This is a genomic window from Rhizobium beringeri, assembly GCF_004306515.1.
In the GTDB taxonomy this organism is placed as follows: Bacteria; Pseudomonadota; Alphaproteobacteria; order Rhizobiales; family Rhizobiaceae; genus Rhizobium; species Rhizobium beringeri.
Genome location: NZ_SILG01000001.1, coordinates 2,216,953 through 2,239,980, shown reverse-complemented (window position 1 = coordinate 2,239,980; position 23,028 = coordinate 2,216,953). Strand labels below are relative to the sequence as shown.

23 protein-coding genes and 1 riboswitch are annotated in these 23,028 nt (G+C 61.3%); of the genes, 10 read left to right on the top strand and 13 right to left on the bottom strand.

What is annotated here, in order from left to right:
• Positions 1-262: 262 nt before the first annotated feature.
• Together ELH03_RS11295 and ELH03_RS11290 are read right to left on the bottom strand one after the other, a co-directional pair.
• The gene (locus ELH03_RS11295; protein ID WP_130658947.1) at positions 263-1,021 is read right to left on the bottom strand and encodes an alpha/beta fold hydrolase; all 759 of its coding nucleotides are present in this window, start codon (positions 1,019-1,021) and stop codon (positions 263-265) included.
• Between the two features lie 54 nt (positions 1,022-1,075).
• On the bottom strand, positions 1,076-2,851 hold the full coding sequence (locus ELH03_RS11290) for a cytochrome c biogenesis protein DipZ (protein ID WP_130658946.1): 1,776 nt from the start codon (positions 2,849-2,851) through the stop codon (positions 1,076-1,078).
• A 350-nt stretch (positions 2,852-3,201) separates the two neighbouring features.
• Between ELH03_RS11290 and ELH03_RS11285 the strand changes: the two genes are divergently transcribed.
• The 6 genes from ELH03_RS11285 (at position 3,202) to maiA (ending at position 7,982) form a co-directional block, all read left to right on the top strand.
• Positions 3,202-4,251: an alpha/beta fold hydrolase gene (locus ELH03_RS11285; protein ID WP_128403539.1), complete on the top strand. Its 1,050-nt coding sequence runs from the start codon at positions 3,202-3,204 to the stop codon at positions 4,249-4,251.
• A 124-nt stretch (positions 4,252-4,375) separates the two neighbouring features.
• Positions 4,376-5,116 carry a response regulator gene (locus tag ELH03_RS11280; RefSeq protein WP_018242315.1) on the top strand — a complete coding sequence of 247 codons (741 nt, stop codon included), beginning with the start codon at positions 4,376-4,378 and terminating at the stop codon, positions 5,114-5,116.
• On the top strand, positions 5,113-6,435 hold the full coding sequence (locus ELH03_RS11275; protein ID WP_130806677.1) for an ATP-binding protein: 1,323 nt from the start codon (positions 5,113-5,115) through the stop codon (positions 6,433-6,435). The genes ELH03_RS11280 and ELH03_RS11275 overlap by 4 nt, the downstream gene beginning before the upstream one ends.
• 191 nt (positions 6,436-6,626) lie before the next feature.
• Complete coding sequence (locus tag ELH03_RS11270; RefSeq protein ID WP_003559993.1) at positions 6,627-7,043, top strand: organic hydroperoxide resistance protein; 417 nt, start codon at positions 6,627-6,629, stop codon at positions 7,041-7,043.
• Between the two features lie 99 nt (positions 7,044-7,142).
• Positions 7,143-7,325, top strand: coding sequence for a hypothetical protein (locus ELH03_RS11265; RefSeq protein ID WP_128403571.1), 183 nt, complete (start codon positions 7,143-7,145; stop codon positions 7,323-7,325).
• A 21-nt stretch (positions 7,326-7,346) separates the two neighbouring features.
• Positions 7,347-7,982: a maleylacetoacetate isomerase gene (maiA, locus tag ELH03_RS11260; RefSeq protein ID WP_128403537.1), complete on the top strand. Its 636-nt coding sequence runs from the start codon at positions 7,347-7,349 to the stop codon at positions 7,980-7,982.
• A 101-nt stretch (positions 7,983-8,083) separates the two neighbouring features.
• Here maiA and ELH03_RS11255 read toward each other — a convergent pair whose 3' ends face one another.
• Both ELH03_RS11255 and ELH03_RS11250 read right to left on the bottom strand, forming a co-directional pair.
• Positions 8,084-9,073 (bottom strand): aldo/keto reductase, encoded by a 990-nt coding sequence (locus ELH03_RS11255; RefSeq protein ID WP_130766309.1) that lies wholly within the window; start codon positions 9,071-9,073, stop codon positions 8,084-8,086.
• A gap of 14 nt (positions 9,074-9,087) precedes the next feature.
• Entirely contained in the window at positions 9,088-9,483 is a 396-nt protein-coding gene (locus tag ELH03_RS11250; protein WP_128410724.1) for a (R)-mandelonitrile lyase, read from the bottom strand.
• A gap of 120 nt (positions 9,484-9,603) precedes the next feature.
• On the opposite strand from ELH03_RS11250, the gene ELH03_RS11245 reads away from it, so the two are divergent.
• From ELH03_RS11245 to ELH03_RS11235, 3 genes are all read left to right on the top strand, one after another.
• Positions 9,604-10,497: a LysR family transcriptional regulator gene (locus tag ELH03_RS11245; protein ID WP_128410725.1), complete on the top strand. Its 894-nt coding sequence runs from the start codon at positions 9,604-9,606 to the stop codon at positions 10,495-10,497.
• A gap of 145 nt (positions 10,498-10,642) precedes the next feature.
• Positions 10,643-12,154: an ATPase domain-containing protein gene (locus ELH03_RS11240; protein WP_128410726.1), complete on the top strand. Its 1,512-nt coding sequence runs from the start codon at positions 10,643-10,645 to the stop codon at positions 12,152-12,154.
• Positions 12,129-14,294 carry a PAS domain-containing hybrid sensor histidine kinase/response regulator family protein gene (locus ELH03_RS11235; RefSeq protein WP_128405358.1) on the top strand — a complete coding sequence of 722 codons (2,166 nt, stop codon included), beginning with the start codon at positions 12,129-12,131 and terminating at the stop codon, positions 14,292-14,294. The genes ELH03_RS11240 and ELH03_RS11235 overlap by 26 nt, the downstream gene beginning before the upstream one ends.
• Here the strand turns inward: ELH03_RS11235 and mobB are convergent.
• Genes mobB through ELH03_RS11220 form a run of 3 tightly spaced genes read right to left on the bottom strand, consistent with a single transcriptional unit; the run spans position 14,226 to position 16,291 of the window.
• Positions 14,226-14,747, bottom strand: coding sequence for a molybdopterin-guanine dinucleotide biosynthesis protein B (gene mobB / locus ELH03_RS11230; protein WP_128410727.1), 522 nt, complete (start codon positions 14,745-14,747; stop codon positions 14,226-14,228). The two genes, ELH03_RS11235 and mobB, sit on opposite strands and share 69 nt — an antisense overlap.
• Positions 14,744-15,373: a molybdenum cofactor guanylyltransferase MobA gene (mobA, locus tag ELH03_RS11225; protein WP_128410749.1), complete on the bottom strand. Its 630-nt coding sequence runs from the start codon at positions 15,371-15,373 to the stop codon at positions 14,744-14,746. Before mobA ends, mobB begins: the two co-directional genes overlap by 4 nt.
• 9 nt (positions 15,374-15,382) lie before the next feature.
• A complete protein-coding gene (locus tag ELH03_RS11220; RefSeq protein WP_130760766.1) occupies positions 15,383-16,291 on the bottom strand; it encodes a DMT family transporter in 909 nt (302 codons plus the stop codon).
• A 328-nt stretch (positions 16,292-16,619) separates the two neighbouring features.
• Here ELH03_RS11220 and ELH03_RS11215 point away from each other — a divergent pair, with 328 nt between their 5' ends.
• Positions 16,620-17,387, top strand: a complete 768-nt coding sequence (locus ELH03_RS11215) for an SDR family oxidoreductase (RefSeq protein WP_130766308.1) — start codon at positions 16,620-16,622, stop codon at positions 17,385-17,387.
• Between the two features lie 86 nt (positions 17,388-17,473).
• Here the strand turns inward: ELH03_RS11215 and ribB are convergent, their stop codons facing one another.
• The 6 genes from ribB to ELH03_RS11185 all read right to left on the bottom strand — a co-directional run bounded on the left by ribB (position 17,474) and on the right by ELH03_RS11185 (position 22,936).
• Positions 17,474-18,109 (bottom strand): 3,4-dihydroxy-2-butanone-4-phosphate synthase, encoded by a 636-nt coding sequence (gene ribB / locus ELH03_RS11210; protein WP_130766307.1) that lies wholly within the window; start codon positions 18,107-18,109, stop codon positions 17,474-17,476.
• 126 nt (positions 18,110-18,235) lie between these two features.
• Positions 18,236-18,434: riboswitch (FMN riboswitch) on the bottom strand.
• Between the two features lie 189 nt (positions 18,435-18,623).
• Complete coding sequence (locus tag ELH03_RS11205) at positions 18,624-19,406, bottom strand: glucose 1-dehydrogenase (protein WP_128402710.1); 783 nt, start codon at positions 19,404-19,406, stop codon at positions 18,624-18,626.
• Positions 19,407-19,463: 57 nt separating this feature from the next.
• A complete protein-coding gene (locus tag ELH03_RS11200) occupies positions 19,464-19,655 on the bottom strand; it encodes a hypothetical protein (protein WP_130766306.1) in 192 nt (63 codons plus the stop codon).
• A gap of 33 nt (positions 19,656-19,688) precedes the next feature.
• A complete protein-coding gene (locus ELH03_RS11195) occupies positions 19,689-20,477 on the bottom strand; it encodes an SDR family oxidoreductase (protein ID WP_128402708.1) in 789 nt (262 codons plus the stop codon).
• Positions 20,478-20,499: 22 nt separating this feature from the next.
• On the bottom strand, positions 20,500-21,978 hold the full coding sequence (locus tag ELH03_RS11190) for a sugar ABC transporter ATP-binding protein (protein ID WP_128402707.1): 1,479 nt from the start codon (positions 21,976-21,978) through the stop codon (positions 20,500-20,502).
• Positions 21,979-22,006: 28 nt separating this feature from the next.
• Positions 22,007-22,936, bottom strand: coding sequence for a sugar ABC transporter substrate-binding protein (locus tag ELH03_RS11185; RefSeq protein WP_003569108.1), 930 nt, complete (start codon positions 22,934-22,936; stop codon positions 22,007-22,009).
• Positions 22,937-23,028 lie beyond the last annotated feature (92 nt).

Genomic DNA, 23,028 nt, shown 5'->3' with positions numbered 1-23,028 from the left:
CGGTCGCGCGCAACATGGCATATCGTCTCAATTTTATAGAGAAACTGCGTAATTTGAAATGAGAATTTGTGACTTATCTTCCATTTTTTGATGGAATAGTCCCAAAACTGATAAACGGTGCCCGACTTCGGCTGCCAGGAAGCGGGTGACGACGAGATCTACATTCTCGGCCGGCATGGGCGACTTCGTCACGCCTCTGGTCGGGGCCTTCCGACCAGAGGCTTCACCTCGCGACTGCTTAGGACATTCCTGGCTGCACGCGCTACTCGCCGGCTTTCCTTGCCGCCTTTTCGATCGCATCGGCAACCTTTTCCGGCTGGGATGCGAAGACGGCGTGGCTGGCCTTGATCTCAGTCACGTCGCTGCCGGCGCGTTTTGCCATGTCACGCTCGAGCTCGGGGTTGATGGAGCGATCCTCGGTAGCGACGATCGACCAGCTTTTCTTGGTCCGCCATGCCGGCTGGGCGATCTTGGCGGAGAATGCTTGCTTCGAGGCGAAGACCTGTGACTTTGCCATGAAATCGGCTTCGGCTTGCGGAAGGTCGGCTGCGAAATCCGCGGCGAAGGCGCCCGGATCGAGATAGAGATATTTGCCGTCCTTCGTTTCCCTTATATCCATGCTGCCGGCAGGCTTCGAGCTGGCGAGGCTGAGCAGACTTTCTCCCTTGTCGGGCTGGAATGCCGCGACATAGACGAGGCCCGCGACATTGGGGTCATTGCCGGCTTCGGTAATGACCATGCCGCCATAGCTGTGGCCGACGAGCAGGGTCGGTCCTTCCTGCAGGTCGAGAACGCGCTTGGTCGCCGCCACATCGTCGTCGAGCGAGGTGATGGGCTGCTGGACGACGGTGACGTTGAAGCCGCGCTTCTCAAGAATGTCAGTTGCCTTGCGCCATCCCGAGCCGTCGGCCAGGGCGCCGTGGACGATCACGATGTTCTTGACCTCGGCAGCCTCTGCCGCGAATGCGATGGTCGTGGTGGCGAAAGCGAGAGCTGCCGTGAAAACAAGACGTCTGTTCATTGGTATTACTCCTTTGGGTCGTGTTGATGATCGGGATAGTGATGCGTCTCAGGTTCAGCCGAAGGTGAAGGCGTAGGCCTGCACACCGGGGTCGAGGAAACTGATCTCGAAGTTGCGGGCGGCGACCGTGCCAGACTGGCGGACGAGCTGGTAAAGCCTGGTCGCGGTCACCGTACCGTTGCCGTTTGCATCGATGTCTGAGCCGTGGTCGGGTCCTGGCGCCTTGCCGTCGATCTTCACCTGGAAGCGGATCGGTTTGCCGCCGGCGCCAGGCCCGAGAACGAGATGCAAGTCGCGGGCGCTGAAGCGATAAGTGATGCCGCCGCCCGGCTGATCAAGTGTCGCCTGATCCCGGCCGATGGTCCAGGTTCCGGACAGGCCCCAGCCATTGAGGCCGGGTTCGGCGATTGAATAGTTGTGCGCTGTGTCGGCCTGCAGCCCTTCCGGAGAGGCGAAGTTCGCCGCCTGTTCGTAGCCGAGATAAGTTTCGCCGGAGCGGATATTGCCGAGATCAGGACCGGCTTCCACGCCCTTGGCATCCGGCACGACCGGCACACTTGCCGTCGTTTGGCTGCCGGCTTCGCGCAGCAGGTCCTGGATGGCCTTTTCGGTTCTGTTGTAATTGCCTTCGCCGAAATGGTGGTAGCGTATCTGGCCCTTGGCATCGATCAGATAGGCGGCAGGCCAGTAGCTGTTTTCGAAAGCGCGCCAGATGCTGTAATCATTGTCGATCGCAACGGGATAGCCGATCTGGAAGTCGCCGATCGCCTTCTTGACGTTGTCGATCTTCTTCTCGAAGGCAAATTCCGGGGCGTGGACGCCGATCACCACGAGGCCCTGGTCTGCATATTTTTCGGCCCAGGCTCTGACATAGGGGATGGTGCGAATGCAGTTGATGCAGGAATAGGTCCAGAAATCGACGAGCACGACCTTGCCGCGCAGTTGCTCGGTGGTGAGGGGCGTTGAGTTCAGCCATTCGACCGCACCATCAAGCGACGGCGCGTAGCCTTCGACGGGCAGATCGCTGCGGAAAGGCTGTTTTGCATCGGCGGCCGCAATCATCACGTCGTTGCTCGCCAGCTCGGAGGATGCGCCGCCCAAGGGCTTCGCATGCAGCCTGTCAAGCACGGCCTGTTCCAGGGACGCGGTGCTGGCATAGGAAATCCGCGCCAGCAGGCTGGTATCCAGTCCAAGCGCGATGACGGCGACACCTGCCAACACGGCAGCGCCGAGCACCTGGCGAATCCGGTCGCCAAGGCCGAGGGAGCGCTTCATGGCGGCGAAGAGCTTGCCACCGACAAGCAGGGCGACGGCAAGCGAACTTGCTGCACCAGCGGCATAAGCGATCAGCAGGAAGGTCGTTTGCAGATTGGCGCCCTGCAATGCAGCTCCGGTCAGCACAAGGCCGAGAATCGGACCGGCGCAGGGCGCCCAGAGCAGTCCGGTGGCAACGCCGAGAAGAAGCGCGCTCTTCACTGTCGTGGTGCCGCGCCCGCCGCCGGTGGCGTTGATAAGATTGTTGCCAAGGTCGACAATCGGCCGGGCAAACGTGCTTGCAATGCGCGGTGAAAGCAGGCTTGCGCCAAACAGGGCAAGCAGGACGATGGCGGCAAGCCGGCCATATTCATTGGCGCGAATGACCCAGCTGCCACCGATTGCGGCAAGTGTGGCGACCAGCGCGAAGGTGGCGGCCATGCCCGCCAGCATCGGCAGCGTGCTTCTGACGAAGGGCTGTCCGGCGCGGGCGAAGACGAAGGGGAGGATGGGGAGGATACACGGGCTGAGGATCGTCAGCGCGCCTCCGAGATAGGCAATGATCAGAAGTGTCATCATCGTTTCCTTTGAAACCGATTGATCGGGCTCTGGGCGGCGATGGGGCCTGAACCAGCAACGGCGGGGATATGGCCGGCGTGAAGTATCCCCGATGTGTCCGGCTTTGCGGGAAAATGTACCGAAGTGTCGGGGTAGGGCGGCGGCGATACAAAGCGATACAAACTGCCGCAGTGGCGAGGAAACGGCTGCGGCCAATGCGACCACTTGCTGAGGCAGCGCGATTGTATCGGAATGTATCCAGGCGGCCGGAAGCTACATCCGTATTCAAAAAACGGTTGCTTACGACATATCGGGGATACAAGTAGAGGGCCTTTTCGCGACCGTGATCCATTCGACAGGAGAGACCGATGTCAGAGCAAATCAACCATCACCGCCGCCGTTTCTTCGGCATGACGGCAGTCGCCCTTGCGGCCGTCGAGTTCGGCGTGGCCGGCACGGCCGCGGCCCAGTCGTCTGCGACTGCCGCATCGGTGCCAGCTATAAAGCCCGGAACCAACACGTCCTTCGAAGCGCTGAAGCAGGTCAAGGCAGGCGTGCTCGACATCGGTTATGCCGAGGCGGGAAAGGCGGATGCCCCTGTTGTATTGCTGCTGCATGGCTGGCCCTATGACATCTATAGTTTCGTCGATGTCGCGCCGCTGCTTGCCTCGGCAGGCTACAGGGTGATCGTGCCTTATCTGCGCGGTTACGGGACGACACGCTTCCTGGACGACCAGACGCCGCGCAATGGCCAGCCGTCAGCGCTCGCCGCCGATATGATCGCGCTGCTTGATGCGCTCGATATCGAGAAGGCTGTCATTGCCGGCTACGACTGGGGCGGGCGGACCGCCAACATCATGGCGGCGCTCTGGCCCGAGCGCTGCAAGGCGATGGTATCGGTGAGCGGCTACCTGATCGGCAGCCAGGAGGCCAACAAGAAGCCGCTTCCGCCGAAAGCCGAACTCGCCTGGTGGTACCAGTTCTATTTCGCCACCGAACGCGGTCGTCAGGGATACGAGAGCAACACGCATGATTTCGCAAAGCTTATCTGGCAGACGGCATCGCCGAAGTGGAATTTCGACGATACGACATTCGACAGATCGGCTGCTGCCTTCGACAATCCCGATCACGTCGCGATCGTCATTCACAATTATCGCTGGCGCCTGGGGCTTGTCGAAGGCGAGGCCAAGTACGATGCCTACGAGACGACGCTCGCCGCAACGCCTGTCATTTCGGTGCCGACCATCACCATGGAGGGCGATGCAAACGGTGCGCCGCATCCGCAGCCTTCCGCTTATGCCGGAAAATTCTCCGGCAAATACGAGCATCGCACGATCGGCGGCGGCATTGGCCACAACCTGCCTCAGGAAGCGCCGCAGGCCTTCGCGCAAGCTGTCATAGATGTCGATCGCTTCTAAGATCGGCACCGCCGGTCGCAGAGCCTCGTTGCTCCGACCGGCGGAATATGCGTAGCTCGCGTCAACCGCCTCGACATCCAGGCCGAGGGCGGGGGCCGCTTCTATCGGTAAGGAATAGGGAAATATGGATCATGTCGATCACATCCTGATCGTCGATGACGATCGCGAAATCCGCGAGCTGGTATCGGGCTATCTGCAGAAGAACGGCCTGCGCACGAGCGTTGCCGCAGACGGGCGCCAGATGCGCAGTTTTCTCGAAGCCAATGCCGTCGACCTGATCGTGCTCGATGTGATGATGCCCGGCGATGACGGGCTGGTGCTGTGCCGCGAACTGCGCGCCGGCCGGCACAAGGCAATCCCGATTCTGATGCTGACGGCCCGCACCGACGAGATGGACAGGATCCTCGGGCTGGAGATGGGCGCTGACGACTATCTTCCCAAGCCCTTTGCCGCGCGGGAACTGCTCGCCCGCATCAAGGCGGTGCTGCGGCGCACTCGGATGTTGCCGCCCAACCTGCAGATCAGCGAGGCCGGCCAATTGCTGACCTTCGGCGACTGGCGGCTCGATACGGTGGCCCGGCACCTTCTCGACAAGGAAGGGACCGCGATTGCGCTCAGCGGCGCCGAATACCGTCTGCTTCGCGTGTTCATCGACCATCCGCAGCGGGTGCTCAATCGCGACCAGCTTTTGAGCCTGACGCAGGGCCGCGACGCCGATCTCTTCGATCGCTCTATCGATCTCCTGGTCAGCCGGCTGCGTCAGAGGCTGGGCGACGATGCGCGCGAACCGACCTATATCAAGACGGTGCGCAGCGAAGGCTATGTGTTTTCGGTTCCGGTCGAAATCTTGGAGCTGCGCCAATGAAGGCGGCAATCCGCTTGCGTTCGGGGCTGACCTGGCCGAGCACGTTGCGGTCGCGGATCTTTCTCATCCTGCTGATCGGATTGGCCTTGGCCTACGGGCTGTCGTTCAGTGTGCTCTATATGGAGCGGTACATATCGGCCAAGGCCGTGATGCTCGGCACGCTGGAAAGCGACGTTGCAACGTCGATTGCCGTTCTCGATCGGCTTCCGCCCGGCGAACGCGGCGATCTTCTCGAACGGCTGAGCCGCGGCAACTATCGTTTCGTGCTCGGGCCCGGCCTTCCCGGCGTGCCTGACACGTCAAGCAAAGGGGCGGAAATCTCAGGAAAGATTGAGGAGGCCATCGGGCACCGCTTTCCGATCCGGATCGAACGAATTCCTGGCGATGTGAACCGGCTGCAGGCGCATCTGACGCTGAGCGACGGAAGCCCCTTGACGATCGACGTCACGCCGAAGGGCGTCATGCCGATTGCCGCATGGCTGCCCTATGTCTTCGTCGTCCAGATGGTGCTGCTCATCCTCTGCACCTGGTTCGCGGTTCGCCAGGCGATCCGTCCGCTCGGCGAGCTTGCCGCCGCCGCCGATGCTCTTGACCCGAACAAGGACGGTCCGGCTATGAGTGAGGCGGGGCCGAGCGAGGTCGCGCATGCGGCAAGAGCGTTCAACGCGATGCGGGAGAGGATCGCCCATTACCTCGAAGAGCGCGTCCAGATACTGGCGGCCATCTCGCATGACCTGCAGACGCCGATCACCCGCATGCGGCTGCGCGCCGACATGGCGGAGGATTCGCAGGAGAAAGACAAGCTGGTGCACGATCTGGGCGAGATCCAGCGCCTCGTTCAGGATGGCATAGCCTATGCGCGCAGCGCGCATGGCAATGGCGAGAAGAGTGCCCGCATCGATCTTGCCTCGTTCATCGACAGCATAGCCTACGACTACCAGGATACTGGAAAGGCCGTCACCGTCATCGGCCTGGTTCAGGGTGCTGCCTTCACCAAGCCGCATGCTCTTCGCCGTATCCTGTCGAACTTCATCGACAATGCGCTGAAGTTTGCCGGTGCTGCCGAGATCAGCGTCGAGCGCAGCGCCGAGAACGATATCGTCATATCAGTCATGGACCGCGGGCCAGGAATTCCGGACGATATGCTGGAAGCCGCCATGCAGCCTTTCTTCCGGCTGGAGCAATCCCGCAACCGGGAGACCGGCGGCACCGGTCTCGGTCTTGCGATCGCCCAGCAGCTGACGGCCAAGATCGGCGGATCACTCCGGCTCTACAATCGCGCCGGCGGTGGTCTGGCGGCAGAAGTCACCATTCGTTGACGTCGGCAGTCACCGCAAAATTTCGAGATGTTTGTATGTAAAGATGTCTTCGATATCGGATGCTACGTTTTGTGACATTTCGGGCGTTTTCGGAAACATGGCGGATATATCCGTCGGTCAAACCACACTCTGTCAACCCGGCCGCGCAGCGCGGCCAGTCGCCTGGAGCGACACAACACAAGGAGTGTTCCATGACAAAGATCGACAAGGTTCTTTATACCGGCAAGACCCACACGACAGGCGGGCGCGACGGCGCGTCGCATAGCGACGACGGCCAGCTGGATATCAAGCTTTCGCCTCCGGGCAGCAACCGCGCCGGCACCAATCCTGAACAGCTTTTCGCCGCCGGTTGGTCTGCCTGCTTCATCGGGGCGATCGGCTTCGCCGCGGCTAATCAAAAGGTCAAGCTTCCAGCCGATCTTGCCGTTGATACCGAGGTTGATCTCGGAACCGCCGATGGCGGCTATTTCCTGCAGGCCCGTCTCAAGGTCAGCTTACCGGGAATTGAAGCGGATGTGGCACGAGCCCTCATTGAAGAAGCTCACCAGACCTGCCCCTATTCGAAGGCCACGCGCGGCAATATCCATGTCGAATTGACCGTTGCCTGATGGATGGATTTCTCGCCGGCCACTGGCAGCGGCGGACAGGTGACGGGAGCGGACAGCAAACAGGACGAGGCCGATCGGGCCTCGTCGATGGAGGATTTGATGAGATTGATGATCATCTGTTTTTTGGGAGCGGCGGTCTTCGCCGCGCCCTGCATCTACGAGATAAGCTCGCAGGAGCCTTCGCCGCTCGCAGGCCTCGTGACGGCGGCATCCGCAGCTTCGTCTTCCGGGGAGCAGCGGCCGTTCGAGCCGATTTTGGCGTCAAGGCAACTCCTCTTCTGACCTCACCAAAGGAGAAAGACCGTGAAGCTCTATCAGAATGAAATTTCCTCGGCGACATCTCGCGTCCGCATCGCGCTCGCTCTGAAGGGACTGACGGCGGAAGCGCTGCCGGTCACCATCCTCGGCGAGGATGCCGAGAGCCGGCAGGCCGGATATCGCAGCGTCAATCCGCAGGGGCTCGTGCCGGCATTGCTGACGGATAGCGGCGTTCTCATCACCCAGTCGTTGGCGATCGTCGAATATCTCGACGAGATAAAGCCTGAGCCGCCGCTGCTGCCTGACACGGCGGAAGGCAGGGCGCAGGCGCGGTCGATCGCGCTTGCGATCGCAGCCGAGATCCACGCGCTGCTGCCGCCGCGGATCGGCCTGCATCTCGGCAAGACCTTCCAGGCCGATGCCGATGCCATTGCCGCCTGGAATCGTCATTGGGTCGGCGAGGGAATGGCCGCGGTCGAGACGATGATCGCCGGCCGCAGGCAGGGGGCTTTCGCCATTGGGGATCAGCCTGGTATTGCCGAGATCTTTCTCTTCCCGCAGGCGATCAGCGCTCGGCGCCTCGGCTTCGATCTCGCTCGCTGGCCTGGTATCGCGGAGATTGTCGCCAGACTGGAGGCAATACCGGCTTTCCAGGAGAACACACCGGCGCCGAGACGATAATCCAATCTATGAAGAATCGGCCGCAAGTGACTGTGGCCGATTCTCTTCTGGTGTTCTAATCTTGGCAATAAGACGTCGCCGTCATGGCCCGTCGGCCGCTCTTAGCGGTTGACCCTTGCCTGCTGATGTGCGGGATAACGTTCGCCTTCCACCTTGATCGTGGCGAGTGCGCTTTCGATGCTGGCAAGATCGTCAGCCGTCAGTTCGACTTCAGCGGCCTGGATGTTCTCCTCGAGGCGATGCAGCTTGGTTGTGCCGGGGATCGGCACGATCCAGGGCTTCTGCGCCAGCAGCCATGCGAGAGCCACTTGGGCGGAGGTTGCCTTTTTGCGGGCGGCGATTTCTCCGAGACGATCGACGAGCGCCTGGTTGGCCTTTCGCGCCTCCTGAGAAAAGCGCGGCACGGCGTTGCGGAAATCCTTGCTGTCGAAGGTGGTCGTTTCGCTGATCGCGCCAGTCAGAAAGCCCTTACCGAGCGGGCTGAACGGAACGAAACCGATGCCGAGTTCTTCCAGCGTCGGCAGGATTTCCTGCTCGGGTTCGCGCCACCACAGCGAATATTCGCTCTGCAACGCCGCCACCGGCTGGACGGCATGGGCGCGGCGGATCGTCTGGGCGCCGGCTTCCGAGAGGCCGAAATGCCTGACCTTGCCTTCTGCGATCAGCGCCTTGACCGTGCCGGCGACATCCTCGATCGGAACATCGGGATCGACGCGATGCTGGTAGAAGAGATCGATGACATCGGTCTTCAAACGCTTCAGCGCCTGGTCGGCCACCGCGCGGATCTGTTCCGGCCGGCTGTTCATGCCGCTCTGGCCGCCATTGGCATCGAAGTTGAAACCGAATTTCGTGGCGATCACCACCTCCTCGCGGAAGGGGGCGAGGGCCTCTCCCAGAAGCTCTTCGTTCTTATGGGGGCCATAGGCCTCGGCCGTGTCGAAGAAGGTCACGCCGCGTTCAAATGCCCGCCGGATCAGTGCGGTTGCTTCCTGAATATCTGTCGCGGGGCCATAACCGTAACTCAGCCCCATGCAGCCCAGACCGATGGCTGAGACTTGAAGTCCGCTCTTTCCAAGTTCACGCTTCTGCATAGAAGTTTCCTTTTCTAACCTTGGTATTGCGTGTCGGTGACATGCTCCATCCAGTCGACGACCTTGCCGTCGAGCTGTTCCTGGATGGCGATATGGGTCACTGCCGTCGTTGGCGATGCGCCGTGCCAATGGCGTTCACCCGGTGCGAAGCAGACAACGTCGCCGGCGCGGATCTCCTCGACGGGACCGCCGTCGCGTTGCACGCGACCGCAGCCAGACGTGACGACCAGCGTCTGACCGAGCGGATGGGTGTGCCAGGCGGTGCGGGCTCCGGGCTCGAAGGTGACGCTGGCGCCAGCCGCGCGTGCTGGGCTGGTCACGGCAAACAGTGGGTCGACACGCACGCTGCCGGTAAACCAATCGGCTGGTCCCTTGGCCGAAGGCTGCGAACCGCTTCGCTTGATATCCATCTTTGTCTTCCTTTCGATGTCGGGTGGACGTGTCCACTCGGAGTAACCAGGTATTTAGGGCGTGCGCCTGGTCGCGATTAGATGGTATAAACGGCAAGAACCCATGAGAAAGTTTCATAAATGCCGCGCCCCGCCGTCAACGACCTGATCGCCTTCCTCGCCGTCGCACGCGCACAGAGCTTCACAAAGGCGGCGGGCAAGCTGGGGGTGTCGCAATCGGCCCTCAGCCACACCATCCGCGGGCTCGAGGAGCGGCTTGGACTGCGATTGCTGACCCGCACGACCCGCAGCGTCGCGCCGACAGAGGCCGGCGAACGCCTGCTCGTCTCCATCGGACCGCGGCTCGACGAGATCGAGAGCGAGCTGGCTGCCTTGAGCGCCTTCCGTGAGAAGCCGGCAGGCACCATTCGCATCAATGCCGGCGAGCATGCCGCCGATGCCGTCCTCTGGCCCGCCTTGGAAAAGCTCCTGCCTGATTATCCCGATATCAATGTCGAGATCATTGTCGACTACGGTCTGACCGACATCGTCGCGGAGCGCTACGATGCGGGGGTGCGGCTTGGAGAACAGGTGGCGAAGGACATGATCGCGGTGCGCATCGGCCCCGACATGCGGATGGCCGTGGTCGGCGCTCCCGCCTATTTCGACACCAGGCCGAAGCCGCTGACGCCGCAGGACCTTACGGATCACAATTGCGTCAATCTGCGCCTGCCGACCTATGGCAGCGTTTATGCATGGGAGTTCGAGAAGGACGGGCGCGAGCTCAGGGTTCGGGTCGAAGGACAGTTGGTCTTCAACAATATAGCCCTGCGGTTGAACGCGGTGCTGGCTGGTCTTGGGCTGGCCTATATGCCGGAGGACTTGGTCGAGGCGCATCTTGCCGAAGGGCGGCTGGTGCGCGTCCTGGAGGATTGGTGTCTGCCGTTTTCCGGCTACCATCTCTACTATCCGAGCCGCAGGCATACGTCGCCGGCATTCGCCCTCGTCGTCGATGCACTTCGCTATCGAGGATAGACGCCCACCGTTTCGGGCCGCCCGGACAGGCATATATCCGAACCACTGGTGATCGGCTCTTGCCGGATGCGAAATCATGCCTGCCAGTGATTTGACATTCCATCACTCGCCGCTAATTCACACTTGGAATTGAAGGAAACAGTGAATGAATACTGCGGCACCTGCCACGAAAGCTCGGACTGGCGTGTCCGGTTTGGATACAGTTCTGGCGGGGGGCCTTTCGCCGGGGCACGTTTTTCTCCTGGAGGGAAATCCGGGAGCTGGCAAAACGACGATTGCGCTGCAGTTCCTGATCGAAGGTGCGCGGCTCGGCGAGCAGGGGCTCTACATCACCCTTTCGGAAACCGAGAGCGAACTTCGGGCCGGTGCCGCATCGCACGGCATGGTGATCGATGGCAATATCGAGGTCTTCGAGGTCGTGCCTCCTGAAAGCCTGCTGGATGCCGATCAGCAGCAGAGCCTGCTTTATTCGTCGGATCTTGAACTCGGAGAGACGACAAAGGAAATCTTTGCCGCTTTCGAGCGGATCAAGCCACGTCGCGTGGTTCTCGACAGTCTGTCGGAGATAAGGCTGCTCGCGCAAAGCTCACTGCGCTACCGCCGGCAGATCCTCGCGCTCAAACATTATTTTGCCCGACAAGGAGCGACAGTCCTACTGCTCGATGATCTGACGTCCGAGGTGCTCGACAAGACGGTGCACAGCGTTGTGCACGGTGTCATTCATCTGGAAGAGATGGCGCCGAGCTACGGCTCCGAACGCCGACGTCTCAGGGTCATAAAATATCGCGGACAGGCCTTCCGCGGCGGCTATCACGATTTCATCATCCAGACTGGCGGCGTTATCGTCTTTCCGCGGCTCGTTGCCGCCGAACACAGGTCGAGTTACGCCCGCGATCAGATTTCCTGCAATATTGCGGAACTCGATCTGCTTCTCGGAGGTGGCCTGGAGCGAGGTTCCAGTACACTCATCCTTGGTCCTGCCGGCACCGGCAAAAGCACGTTCTCGTTTCAATTCCTGATGGCTGCGGTCGCGCGCGGCGAGAAAGTGGCGGCCTTCATTTTTGACGAGGAGTTGGGCCTGCTTTTCACGCGGCTGAAGGCGCTCGGAATGGATCTCGAAGCCATGCGAAACGCGGGTGATATTCACATCGAACAGCTCGATGCCGCCGAACTGTCGCCGGGCGAATTCGCCCACCGCGTGCGCAACTGCGTCGACAAGTCGGATGCGAAAACCGTGATCATCGATAGTATCAACGGTTATCAGGCTTCGATGCCGGATGAGAATTCGCTGATCCTTCATATGCACGAGTTGCTGCAATATTTGAACAGGCAAGGCGCCAACACCTTTCTCACCGTTGCCCAGCACGGGCTGGTCGGTGACATGAAGGCACCTGTCGACGTTACCTATCTCGCCGATACCGTCATTCTGCTGCGTTACTTCGAGGCTGCGGGAAAGGTGCGGCGGGCAGTCTCGGTGATCAAGAAGAGGACCGGCTTTCACGAGGATACCATCCGGGAGTATCGCATAGACGCTTCCGGCTTGAGGTTCGGCGATCCTCTCGTCGGGTTCCAGGGCGTGCTTCGCGGCGTTCCAGAATTTGTCACGACCTCAACGCCGCTCCTCGCGACCGATGGCGGGGATAGCGGCAATTCCTAATTCCGGCAAACCGAAAGCATTGATCTACACCCCCGTCGGTCGCGATGCCTGGGTGGCGAGATCGTTGGTCGATGAGGCCGGATTCGTATCGATTGCCGCCACCGACCTGCCTATGTTCGCGTCATCGCTCAGCGATGACGTTGCGCTTGGCGTCCTGACGGAGGAGGCCGTTCGCTCGAGCGATCTCAAGCCGATCGCCGCCTGGGTTTCGGCCCAGCCGAGCTGGTCAGACCTACCATTCATCGTGCTCACCACACGTGGCGGCGGGCCTGAACGAAATCCGGCCGCTGCCAGGCTTTCCGAGGTTCTTGGCAACGTCACCTTCCTGGAAAGGCCGTTCCATGCGACCTCTTTCATCAGCGTGGCCCGGACCGCATTAAAGGGACGCCTGCGCCAATATGAAGCGCGAGTCCGGCTTGAGGCTCTGGGCGAGGGAGAGCGCCGGTTGCAGACGGCGCTCGCCGCCGGTCGTCTCGGGGCGTGGGAGCTGGAGCTATCCTCGATGGCCCTGTCTGCTTCGGCCACCTGCAAAGCGATCTTCGGCCGAAGGCCGGACGATGATGTGACGCGCGACGATCTGATCGCAAGCATCCACCCCGAAGACCGGGATCTTGTGCTGGCACGCCTGCGCCAGACGATCGATACCGGACGCGACTATTCGATCGAGCACAGGACGATCTGGCCGGATGGATCACTGCATTGGACCGAGGTCCATGCGCAGCTTTATTCCGACAGATATGGTTCTGCGAGGAAACTCGTCGGCGTCTGCTCCGATACCACCGTCCGCAAGACCATCGAGGAAAATCTGAGACGGCTCAATGAAAACCTCGAAGAGCGCGTGAGGGAACGGACCAAAGAGGTCAACGCCGCTCACCAGACCCTGCTCGAGGAAGTCGCCCAGCGTGAAAGAGCCGAGGAGCAGCTTCGCCAATCGCAGAAGATGGAGGCGATCGGCCAACTGACCGGCGGCGTCGCACATGATTTCAACAATCTGCTGATGGTCGTTCTCGGAAATCTGGAGCTGCTCGGCAAGCACGTTGCCGGAGATGCCAAGGCGACGCGTCTGGTCGACGGGGCGATTCAGGGTGCGCGGCGCGGGGCGGCGCTGACGCAGCGGCTGCTGGCTTTTGCCAGACAGCAGGATCTGCAGGTCAAGCCCGTCGATCTGACCGAGCTGGTCTCCGGCATGAAAGATCTGCTGCGGCGCTCGGTCGGATCCTCGATCAGCATTGAAACCATCCTGCCGGCAACCCTGCCGCCGGCGCTGGTCGATGCGAACCAGCTCGAACTGGCGCTGCTCAACCTTGCGGTCAATGCCCGCGATGCAATGCCGGATGGCGGGACGCTGTCCATCTCGCTGCGCGAGGAGCAGGTGGCCGGCGATGACGGCGTTCTCGGCAAAGGCGCCTATCTTGTGTTGGCGGTGGCCGACAGCGGCACCGGCATGGATGCGGAGACGCTGAAGAAGGCGGTTGATCCGTTTTTCTCGACCAAAGAACTCGGAAAGGGCACGGGCCTAGGCTTATCGATGATCCACGGACTTGCCGTTCAGCTCAATGGCGCACTTCGTCTGAAAAGCGAATTTGGGATCGGAACGACCGCTGAATTGTGGCTTCCGGCGACCGAACGGCGCCCCGAGCGGGCGATCGAAGCGGAACTGCCCGTTCCGCAAGCTGCATCCAGACTGAAGATCCTCCTGGTCGATGACGATGCCTTGATCGCCATGAGTTCGGTCGACATGCTTGAAGACCTCGGCCACGAGGTCGTCGAGGCAAACTCCGGCGCGCAGGCGCTGGAACTGATCAGCAGCGGTCAGCATTTCGACCTTGTCATAACCGACTATTCGATGCCTGGTATGACCGGCGCACAGCTTGCCCAGGCCGCGCGGGACATTTATCCGGCGTTGCCGATCGTGCTGGCGACAGGTTATGCCGATCTTCCTGCCGGCACCGATATCGATCTTCCGAGATTGGCAAAGCCCTATGATCAGGCTCAGCTCGCCAAGGAAATCGCCAAGGCGATGGCAAGCGAAACGGCTCCGCTTCTTAGATCCGGCGTTGACGCAGGTGGTTCAAAGCCTCGCCTGTCCAAGGCCAACGATGTCAGCGATGAAATCGGCGATGGCGCCTGTGTCGTCTAGATCGAAGACCGGCAGGGCCGTATCCGTGACCGCATGATCGGCGGCGATAGCGCAGATATGGGGATCGCTCGGCGCCAACGGTTCACGATTTGCCGCTTCCAGGCGGCGGGCCTCGATCTTCGGGATCGGCTCGCGCTTATAACCTTCGATCAGCACGAGGTCGCAGGGGGCGAGGCGGGCGAGGATCTCCTCGAACTCGGGTTCCGGCGCACCGCGCAGCTCGTGCATGATGGCGTAGCGGGTGCCGGAGACGATGGTGACCTCGTGGGCGCCGGCCTGGCGGTGGCGGTAGCTGTCGGCCCCGACCTTGTCGATGTCGAAATCATGATGGGCGTGCTTGATCGTCGAGATCCTGTAGCCGCGGCGGGTGAACTCCGTCACCAGTCGGACGGCGAGCCCCGTCTTGCCTGAGTTCTTCCAGCCGGCGATGCCGAAAATTTTCGGTGCAGTCATCCGCGAAGGGCCTCCAGCCAGCGTTCCGCCTCGACGAGATCGTCGGGCGTGTTGATGTTGAAGAAGGGATCGAGCAGGCTGGCGCGGGTCGGATGCAGCGGAAACGCCACTTCCGTAACGTCATGCCGTAACAGGAAGTCGCGTACGCGGCGCTTCTCGTCGGTGGCGATCCAGGCTCCGAGATCGGCGGCCAGCGTCACCGGCCAGAGCCCGAAGACCGAATGGCTGCGGCCCTCGGAGGCGGCAATGGCGATCTGCGACGGGTGCTCGATCGCTGCCGCCAGCCGGACGACGAGATCGGCCGGGAAGAACGGGCAATCCACCGAGACGGTGACAACATGGGTGATCGAGGGTAGGCCGGCGGCATAGACCATGGCGGCATGGATGCCGGCCATCGGTCCGGCCTTGCCGCGAAATCGGTCGGGAACGACAGGCACGCCCTCGGCGGCGGCATCGGCATTGACGGCAACGAGCGGGGTCTGCTGCGAGAGGCGGGTCAGCACATGATGGAGCAGGCTCTCGGCCCCGAGCATCACGCCTGCCTTGTCGCGGCCCATGCGTTGCGAGCGGCCGCCGGCCAATACAACGCCTGCTATATCAGATCTGTCGAGCGAGAATTCAGCCATCATCCTTCCTCAGACCGGCGCGCGCGGGGCGGATTCCTGCGCGATCGGCGACACACGGCGCTTGGCCTCACGATAGAATGTATAGAGCCCTGAGGCGATGACGATCGCAGCCCCGACGAGCGTCCAGCTGTCAGGCACTTCGGCGAAGAAGAGGAAGCCGAGCAGGGAAGAAAAGATCAGGCTGGTATAGCGGAACGGTGCGACGAAGGAGATTTCGCCGGTGCGCATGGCGAGGATGACCGACTGGTAGCCGACGAGCACCAGCACCGATGCGAGCACGAGATGCCCAAGCGCGTTAGCGCTGACCGGCTGCCAGCCGCCGAGCACCGGGATGAGCAGCGCGCCGAAGAAGGAGGCAGATATGGCGGTGATGACGGTTATCATCAGCGAGGGAATCTCCGGGCTAATGCTCCGGGTGGCGAGATCGCGGCCGGCCGTCGTCAGCACCGCGGCGACGCAGAGCAGGGCAGCGGCGGTGAATCCATCGGGGCCGGGACGGATAATGATCATCACGCCGACGAGGCCGACGAGGATTGCCGACCAGCGCCGCCAGCCGACCGGCTCGCCGAAGAACAGCGCAGCCCCGAAGGTAACGACCAGCGGCAGCGACTGCAGGATCGCCGAAGCATTGGCGATCGGCATCATGCCGAGCGCGGTAATATAGGTGACGGCGGAGAGTGTTTCGCAGATGATCCTGAAGATGATCATCGGCTGCAGCATGATGCGCCAGGAACGCAGCGCGCCCATTTTCCAGGCGATCAGATAGACAAGCAGGCTGGTGAAGAGGCCGCGCAGGAACATGATCTCGCCGGCGTTCATATAGGCGATCACCGATTTGGATAGAGCGTCGCTTGCAGAAAAGCCGGCCATCGCCATGCTCATATAGATGGCGCCCTCAGTATTGCGTGACCGCGGCATGAAGAGATTCCCGTTACCTGTGCGCCCCTTTTAGTCGCGAAGATGCATGAAGGGAATCGGATGAATGTCACACCAGCCATAAATCGATGATGCGGTGCACAATGGCGCTGATGTCAACGCAGGCGTGTGGGTGGAAGTCCCGACAAATCCCCGTTTTATAAAGTGAATTCCGATATTTCCGATGCCGCAATCAAGGCGTCGATGAGGACGCGCCGTCGCGCTGCCGGTTCGGCCATAGGCGTTTTTCTCTTCATGCGCGGGAAACGGGTGGCCGCATCGCCTGATGTTTGAGCATCTCAGATCTCGCAACAACCCAGGAGAGACCGAAATGACACTTCTCAACGACAAGATCGCAATCATCACCGGCGCAAGCTCCGGCATCGGCCGCGCGGCGGCGAAACTCTTTGCGCGGCAAGGCGCCAAGCTTGTGGTCACCGGCCGGCGACAGGACGCGCTCGATGCGGTCATCGCGGAAATTGAGGCGGAGGGTGGTCAGGCCGTCGCCATATCAGGCGATGTCAGGGACGAGGCGCTGCAGGCAAGGCTCGTCGAGACGGCAGTCTCGCGTTTCGGCCGGCTCGACATCGCCTTCAACAATGCCGGCATCCTCGGTGAGATGGGGCCGGTCGCCGGGCTGTCGGTGGAGGGCTGGCGCGAGACGATCGAGACCAATCTCACCGCCGCCTTCCTCGGCGCCAAGCACCAGTCGGCGGCGATGGGAAAAGGCGGCGGATCGCTGATCTTCACCTCGACTTTCGTCGGCCACACCGTCGGCATGCCTGGCATGGCCGCCTATGCGGCGAGCAAGGCGGGGCTGATCGGCTTCGTGCAGGTACTCGCCGCTGAACTCGGAGCGCAGAAGATCCGCGTCAACGCACTGCTTCCCGGCGGCACCGACACACCCGCCAGCATCACCAACGCGCCTGATGCCACGCCGGAAGTGCTCGCCTTCGTCGAGGGATTGCATGCGCTAAAACGCATGGCGCAACCCGAAGAGATCGCCAATGCGGCGCTTTTCCTCGCCTCCGACATGTCGAGCTTCGTGACCGGCACGGCGATGCTGGCGGATGGTGGGGTTTCGATCAGCCGGACATAGGGCGGGCAAGGGAAGGCGCCGTCAGGGTCATCACTGTGGTACGCTCTTTGTTGCGGCGGGCTATGCCGCCGCAACAAAAGCATCGATCAGGCGACTTCGCGTATGTCTCTTTCGGCCTGGCGGTCGAGGTAGGCGACCAGATCCTCGATGGTGACGAGGGGGAGGTTGTGGCGTTCGGCGAAGAGCGTGAGTTCGGGCAGGCGGGACATGGTTCCGTCGTCGTTGGCGACTTCGCAGATGACGCCGGCGGGGATCCTTCCGGCGAGGCGGGCGAGATCGACGGCGGCTTCGGTGTGGCCGGGGCGGCCAAGCACGCCGCGGGGGTTGGCGCGGAGCGGAAAGATGTGGCCGGGGCGGGCGAATTCGTCAGGCTTTGCGCGATCGTCGACGAGGGCGCGGACGGTGGCGGCACGGTCCGCCGCAGAAATGCCCGTCGTCGTGCCCTTGAGATAATCGACCGAGACCGTGAAGGCAGTTTTGTGCGATTCCGTGTTGTTGGGTACCATCAGCGGAATATCGAGCGCATCGAGACGCTCGCCTTCCATGGCGATGCAAACGAGACCGCGGGCGTGGGTCATCATGAAAGCGATTGTCTCCGGAGTGACGGCATCGGCCGCGACCACGATATCGCCTTCATTTTCCCGGTTCTGGTCGTCGACGACGACGACCATCTTGCCGCTGGCAATGGCTGTTATGGCATCTTCAATTGTTGCGATAGTCATGCTGTCTGGCCTTTCAAGGGTTATGTCAGCGGGCTGACATGGTCTGCTCGGCTCAATCCGTGAGCGAGCCTTCTGCCCTTGGGCGAACAAACGTCAGCCGACTCCAGGATGGAGTGCGACTGCCCGTGTTGTCCTCTTCCATCCGGACTATACCGTCGGCTCCGGCATCTCACCGGATCTGCTGACCTTCCAGCAATTCAAAGTGCTACAGCGTCTTTTGCGCGTCTGAAAGACGCGCGGCGCTGTAGTGCCGGAAGCGCTCGCGGGCTCCAGGATTGCTCCTGATACCGCCGGTGGGGAATTACACCCCGCCCTGAGAACATTTCAAAGATAGGATCAAAAACAGGCGGATGGCAAGGTCAGTCGACCGGGCAAAAATGCAAAGCTGCCCTAACGCCGATGGACACACTGTTCACACGGAGGCGACGACCGGGTCGCCTTCCGCGCTTGGTTGGTGGTTTGATCCTTCCATGCAGGTCGCCCAAAACCACTGCGCACTGTTGGGCGACCTGCATCAGGACATGATCAGGCCGCCGTCGACATTGATCGTCTGGCCGGTGATATAGGCGGCGTCATCGCTGGCGAGGAAGGTGACCAGGCCGGCGACGTCTTCGCCGGAGCCGGCCCGTTTCATCGGGATGCCCTCGACCCATTCCTTCATCAGCTCGCCGGGGGCGTAGTTGCCGAGCAGCTTGCCCCAGGCCTGGTCGTTATAGGCCCACATGTCGGTCTCGATGATGCCGGGGCAGAAGGCGTTGACGGTGATTTTCTCGGTTGCGACTTCCTTGGCCAGGCTCTGGGTGATGCCGACGACGCCCATTTTCGAGGCGGCATAATGCGGCGTGAAGATGAAGCCGTCGCGGGCTTGGCCGGAGGCGGTGTTGATGATGCGGCCGCCGCGCTTGTGCTTGCGCATTCTTGATATCGCCTCCTGGGCGCAGAGGAAGACGCCCTTGGTGTTGACGGCCATGACTTTGTCCCACTCGTTTTCGGTCAAGTCCTCGACCCGGGCGATGGTGATGACGCCGGCATTCTGGATCGAGACGTCGACCGCGCCGAATTCTTTCTCGGCGGCATCATAGAGTGCAATGACGCTTGCCTTGTCGGTGACATCGCCCACGAATGAGATCGCCTTGCCGCCTTCGGCCCGGATCTGTTCGGCAACGCTATGGACCAGGTCCTCATTGGCCGAGACGACGAGATTGGCGCCCTCGCGCGCAAAACGTTTTGCGATGGCGGCGCCGATGCCGCGGCTACCCCCAGTAATGACGACAGTCTTCTGCTCAAAGCGTTTCATGCTCTTTCCTTGTCCGTCGATAAACAGCAAATCTGGGTGCGACCTACCATGCGATCATTATTGGATCTCAACCGGTTGTCGCGAATTCAAGCAGTCTTTAGCGCCGATGACGACGTCCGAGCCCGCCGCCCGTTCGACAGCCCGTTCGATCGGCGTGAAGGGCGGGCAGACGACGATATCGCACGCCGTCATGCCCGTTAGTCCCTTCAGCGCCTCGATCTCAGCCAGGGAGGAAGCGAGACCGGTCACTTTCCAGCGGCGGCAATGAGCTTTCTCATCGCATCACCAGCAGCAGAAACCGCCGTCGACGAGAAGATCGACGCCGGTCACGAAACTTGCCGCATTCGACAGCAGGAACACCGCCGGGCCTACCATCTCGTCCACCGCTGCCATGCGCTGCATCGGCGTCTGCTCTTCGAAGAGCTTGGTCTGGTGGACCATCTCCGGACGGGTGTTCATGGGCGTTGCCGTGTATCCGGGGGAGATGGTGTTGACGCGAATGCCGCGGTCGACCCATTCCATCGCCATGGACTTCGACATATGGATCACGCCGGCCTTGGAGGCGTTATAGTGCGCTTGGCTCAGCCCGCGGTTTACGATCACACCCGACATGGAAGCGATGTTGACGATGGAGCCGCGTCCATTCTTCAGCATGGCGCGAGCCTCTGCCTGGCAGGAAAGAAAGACGCCTTTCAGGTTGATATCCATCAACGTCTGATATTGATCCTCCTCCATTTCTTCCGCTGCGTTCGCGTTAGCGATGCCCGCCGCGTTGACTGCAAGTGTCAATGGGCCGAGGTCTGCCTCAGTACGTGCTATTGCCTCTCCAAGGGAAGACTTGCTCGTGACATCCGCCGCGATCTGGATCGAGCGGCGGCCGGCGGCGCGAATATGTTCAGCTGTCTTGACCAGTCCGTCGTCGGTTCGGCGGTCGAGCAGCGCCACGTCGGCGCCGCATTGCGCAAGGCCGATGGCAATGCGCTGACCAATGCCACTGCCGGCTCCGGTAACGATGGCAACCTGGCCGCTGAGATCGAAAAGCTTTGGGGCGTTCAGAGTGATGTCGGACACCGCTCTTCCTTTCTCTGTCTGTTTAGATGGTGGCTAGCTCCATGACCGAAACGTCATTTGCCTGGTCACGATTGAGAATCCCCGCCTGCTTGCCTTGCGCAAGCACGAGAATGCGATTGGAGACTCCGAGAACTTCCTCGAGGTCCGAGCTTACGACGATGACCGCCACGCCCCGTTTGGCAAGATTGACGATGATGTCGTAGATGCCGGCTCGGGCGCCGACGTCGATGCCTCTCGTCGGTTCGTCGAGTACGACGACCTTAGGATCGCGCATCAGCCATTTCGCGATGACGACCTTCTGCTGGTTGCCGCCGGACAGGTCCGAGGCATATTGCTCCGCACGGCCCTTTACGCCGAACTTGGCAACTGCCTTCTCTGCAAACGAGCGCTTGACGCTCGGCGTAATCCAACGCCCGCCCAGCTTGTCGAGATTGGCGTAGATAATGTTCTCGCCGATCCGGTGCCCGACAACCAGGCCTTGCTCCTTACGGTCTTCCGGGACCATCACGATGCCCTTGGCGATCGCGTCCGCCGGATCGCGCAGCCTGAGTTCCTCGCCTTCCAGCTTGATCGAACCTGCACTGATTGGGTCCGCGCCCGAAATGGCGCGGACAAGTTCCGTGCGGCCGGCGCCAACCAGTCCGGCGATCCCGAGAATTTCCCCGGCGCGCACATCGAAGGTAACGTCACGGAACGAGTTGTCCGGCGAGCTCAGCCCGGACACCTGGAGTACCGGATGGTCTGTCGGAACCGGCAGGGCAGGGAACAAGCGGTCAAGCGGGCGTCCGACCATGCTCTCGACAATCGTTCGCACCGGGGTCGCGCTGTCTGAGAATTCCTGCACGCGCTCGCCATCGCGAAGAACGACGATCCGGTCGGTTATTCGCTTGATCTCTTCCATGCGGTGGGAAATGTAGACGATGCCGACGCCCTCTGAACGAAGCTTTCTAACCTGTTCGAAGAGAGCTTCCGTCTCCGCGCCACCAAGGGCCGCGGTCGGCTCGTCCAGGATCAGGAGCTTTGCATTGAGAGCCAACGCCTTGGCGATTTCGATGAGTTGTTGATTTGCTGTAGAAAGGCCGGCGACCTTCCGCGTTGCGGGTATGTGAAGGTTCAAGCGAGCGAGCTGATCCTGGGCCCGGCGAACCATTTGGGGACGGTCGACGACGCCGTTCTTCATCGGCCAGCGTCCGATGAAGACGTTTTCCGCGATCGACAGCTGCGGCAGAAGCTGCAGCTCCTGGTGGATCAGGACAACGCCCTTGTCGATCGCTTCCCTTGGGGTGGCCGGGGCATAAGGCTGCCCCAGCCATGTCATTGATCCTTCGGACGGTGTGCGGGACCCGGCGATGATGCCGGATAGTGTTGACTTGCCCGCTCCGTTTTCACCGAGAAGTGCAACTACCTCGCCCGGATAGACGTCCAAGCTGACATTCTTCAGAACCTGGAGCGGCCCATACCATTTGGATATGCCCCTCAGGGAAAGAACTGGATCAGTCACGGCACACCTCCTCAAGACCTCGACTTCATTACGGATGGTTGGCGATGAAGCCTGCGACGTTTTCCTTGGTTGTCAGCGTGGCATCCATGAGCTGGACCGGCGGCACCTTCTCCCCGGCGACAAGCTTGGCGGCGTTTTCAACCGCGTCGCGGCCCATCTTCTGCGTCTGCTGGGTCGCAGTTACGTTGAAGACGCCCTTGCTGAGCGCTTCGAGAGCTGCGGTGTCACCATCGAAGCCGCCAACCACGATCTTCTGGGAAGGATTGGCGACCTTGATCGCCTGCGCGGCGCCAAGGGCGAGACCGTCGGCCTGGGCGAACACGATCGAAACGTCCGGATTTGCCTGCAGCATATTCTGCATGATCTGGAATCCTTCGTCCTGGCTCCAGATGTTCGAGAACTGTTCGGCGACAACCTTGACGTCCGGATATGCCTTGAGAGATTCAGCGCAGCCCTTCGAACGATCGACTTCCGGCGTCGTGCCCTTCTGGCCGTGGATGATGACCATCTTCCCCTTGCCGCCGGCTTCCTTCAGGATGTAGTCGCACACGGCCTTGGCAGACGCGACGGAATCCGTTGCAAGGAAGGTATCGCCGGGTGCTCCCTCGGCGTTGCGGTCAACGTTCACGACCGGAATACCAGCGCTCTTTGCGAGCTTGACCGGAACGGTCGCAGCCGCCGCACCTGCCGGAATGTAGATCAGCGCGTCGATTTTCTGGGTCAGGAGATCCTGGATCTGATTGACCTGTGTCGGCCCGTCGCCCTTTGCGTCGACTGTGATGACTTCGATGCCGCGCTTCTTGGCTTCGGCTTCGACGGATTGTTTGATCTGGTTGAAGAAGTTTGCCTGAAGGTTGGCAACGGCCAAGCCGAGCTTCTTCAGTTCCGCCGCGTGTACTGGGCCGAGCATGAGACCGAGCAGTGCAGCAGACGCGAGCATGGTGCGCGCAATTTTCATTGTATTTCCTCCGTTGTTAGATGGAACCCTCGGGTGTGTCCTCCCCCTCGGGGTATTGATCCGACCCAAATTTTTGGAGCGGAATTCTGGGT

What these genes read in the sequence shown, in the direction of transcription:
- ELH03_RS11215 (WP_130766308.1), top strand. Translation starts at nt 16,620, where the DNA reads ATGACACTTCTCAACGACAAGATCGCAATCATCACCGGCGCAAGCTCC.
- mobA (WP_128410749.1), bottom strand. Translation starts at nt 15,373, where the DNA reads ATGGCTGAATTCTCGCTCGACAGATCTGATATAGCAGGCGTTGTATTG.
- ELH03_RS11185 (WP_003569108.1), bottom strand. Translation starts at nt 22,936, where the DNA reads ATGAAAATTGCGCGCACCATGCTCGCGTCTGCTGCACTGCTCGGTCTC.
- ribB (WP_130766307.1), bottom strand. Translation starts at nt 18,109, where the DNA reads ATGACTATCGCAACAATTGAAGATGCCATAACAGCCATTGCCAGCGGC.
- ELH03_RS11280 (WP_018242315.1), top strand. Translation starts at nt 4,376, where the DNA reads ATGGATCATGTCGATCACATCCTGATCGTCGATGACGATCGCGAAATC.
- ELH03_RS11235 (WP_128405358.1), top strand. Translation starts at nt 12,129, where the DNA reads ATGGCGGGGATAGCGGCAATTCCTAATTCCGGCAAACCGAAAGCATTG.
- ELH03_RS11255 (WP_130766309.1), bottom strand. Translation starts at nt 9,073, where the DNA reads ATGCAGAAGCGTGAACTTGGAAAGAGCGGACTTCAAGTCTCAGCCATC.
- ELH03_RS11290 (WP_130658946.1), bottom strand. Translation starts at nt 2,851, where the DNA reads ATGACACTTCTGATCATTGCCTATCTCGGAGGCGCGCTGACGATCCTC.
- ELH03_RS11285 (WP_128403539.1), top strand. Translation starts at nt 3,202, where the DNA reads ATGTCAGAGCAAATCAACCATCACCGCCGCCGTTTCTTCGGCATGACG.
- mobB (WP_128410727.1), bottom strand. Translation starts at nt 14,747, where the DNA reads ATGACTGCACCGAAAATTTTCGGCATCGCCGGCTGGAAGAACTCAGGC.
- ELH03_RS11295 (WP_130658947.1), bottom strand. Translation starts at nt 1,021, where the DNA reads ATGAACAGACGTCTTGTTTTCACGGCAGCTCTCGCTTTCGCCACCACG.
- ELH03_RS11205 (WP_128402710.1), bottom strand. Translation starts at nt 19,406, where the DNA reads ATGAAACGCTTTGAGCAGAAGACTGTCGTCATTACTGGGGGTAGCCGC.
- ELH03_RS11275 (WP_130806677.1), top strand. Translation starts at nt 5,113, where the DNA reads ATGAAGGCGGCAATCCGCTTGCGTTCGGGGCTGACCTGGCCGAGCACG.
- ELH03_RS11220 (WP_130760766.1), bottom strand. Translation starts at nt 16,291, where the DNA reads ATGCCGCGGTCACGCAATACTGAGGGCGCCATCTATATGAGCATGGCG.
- ELH03_RS11265 (WP_128403571.1), top strand. Translation starts at nt 7,143, where the DNA reads ATGAGATTGATGATCATCTGTTTTTTGGGAGCGGCGGTCTTCGCCGCG.
- ELH03_RS11245 (WP_128410725.1), top strand. Translation starts at nt 9,604, where the DNA reads ATGCCGCGCCCCGCCGTCAACGACCTGATCGCCTTCCTCGCCGTCGCA.
- ELH03_RS11250 (WP_128410724.1), bottom strand. Translation starts at nt 9,483, where the DNA reads ATGGATATCAAGCGAAGCGGTTCGCAGCCTTCGGCCAAGGGACCAGCC.
- ELH03_RS11240 (WP_128410726.1), top strand. Translation starts at nt 10,643, where the DNA reads ATGAATACTGCGGCACCTGCCACGAAAGCTCGGACTGGCGTGTCCGGT.
- ELH03_RS11270 (WP_003559993.1), top strand. Translation starts at nt 6,627, where the DNA reads ATGACAAAGATCGACAAGGTTCTTTATACCGGCAAGACCCACACGACA.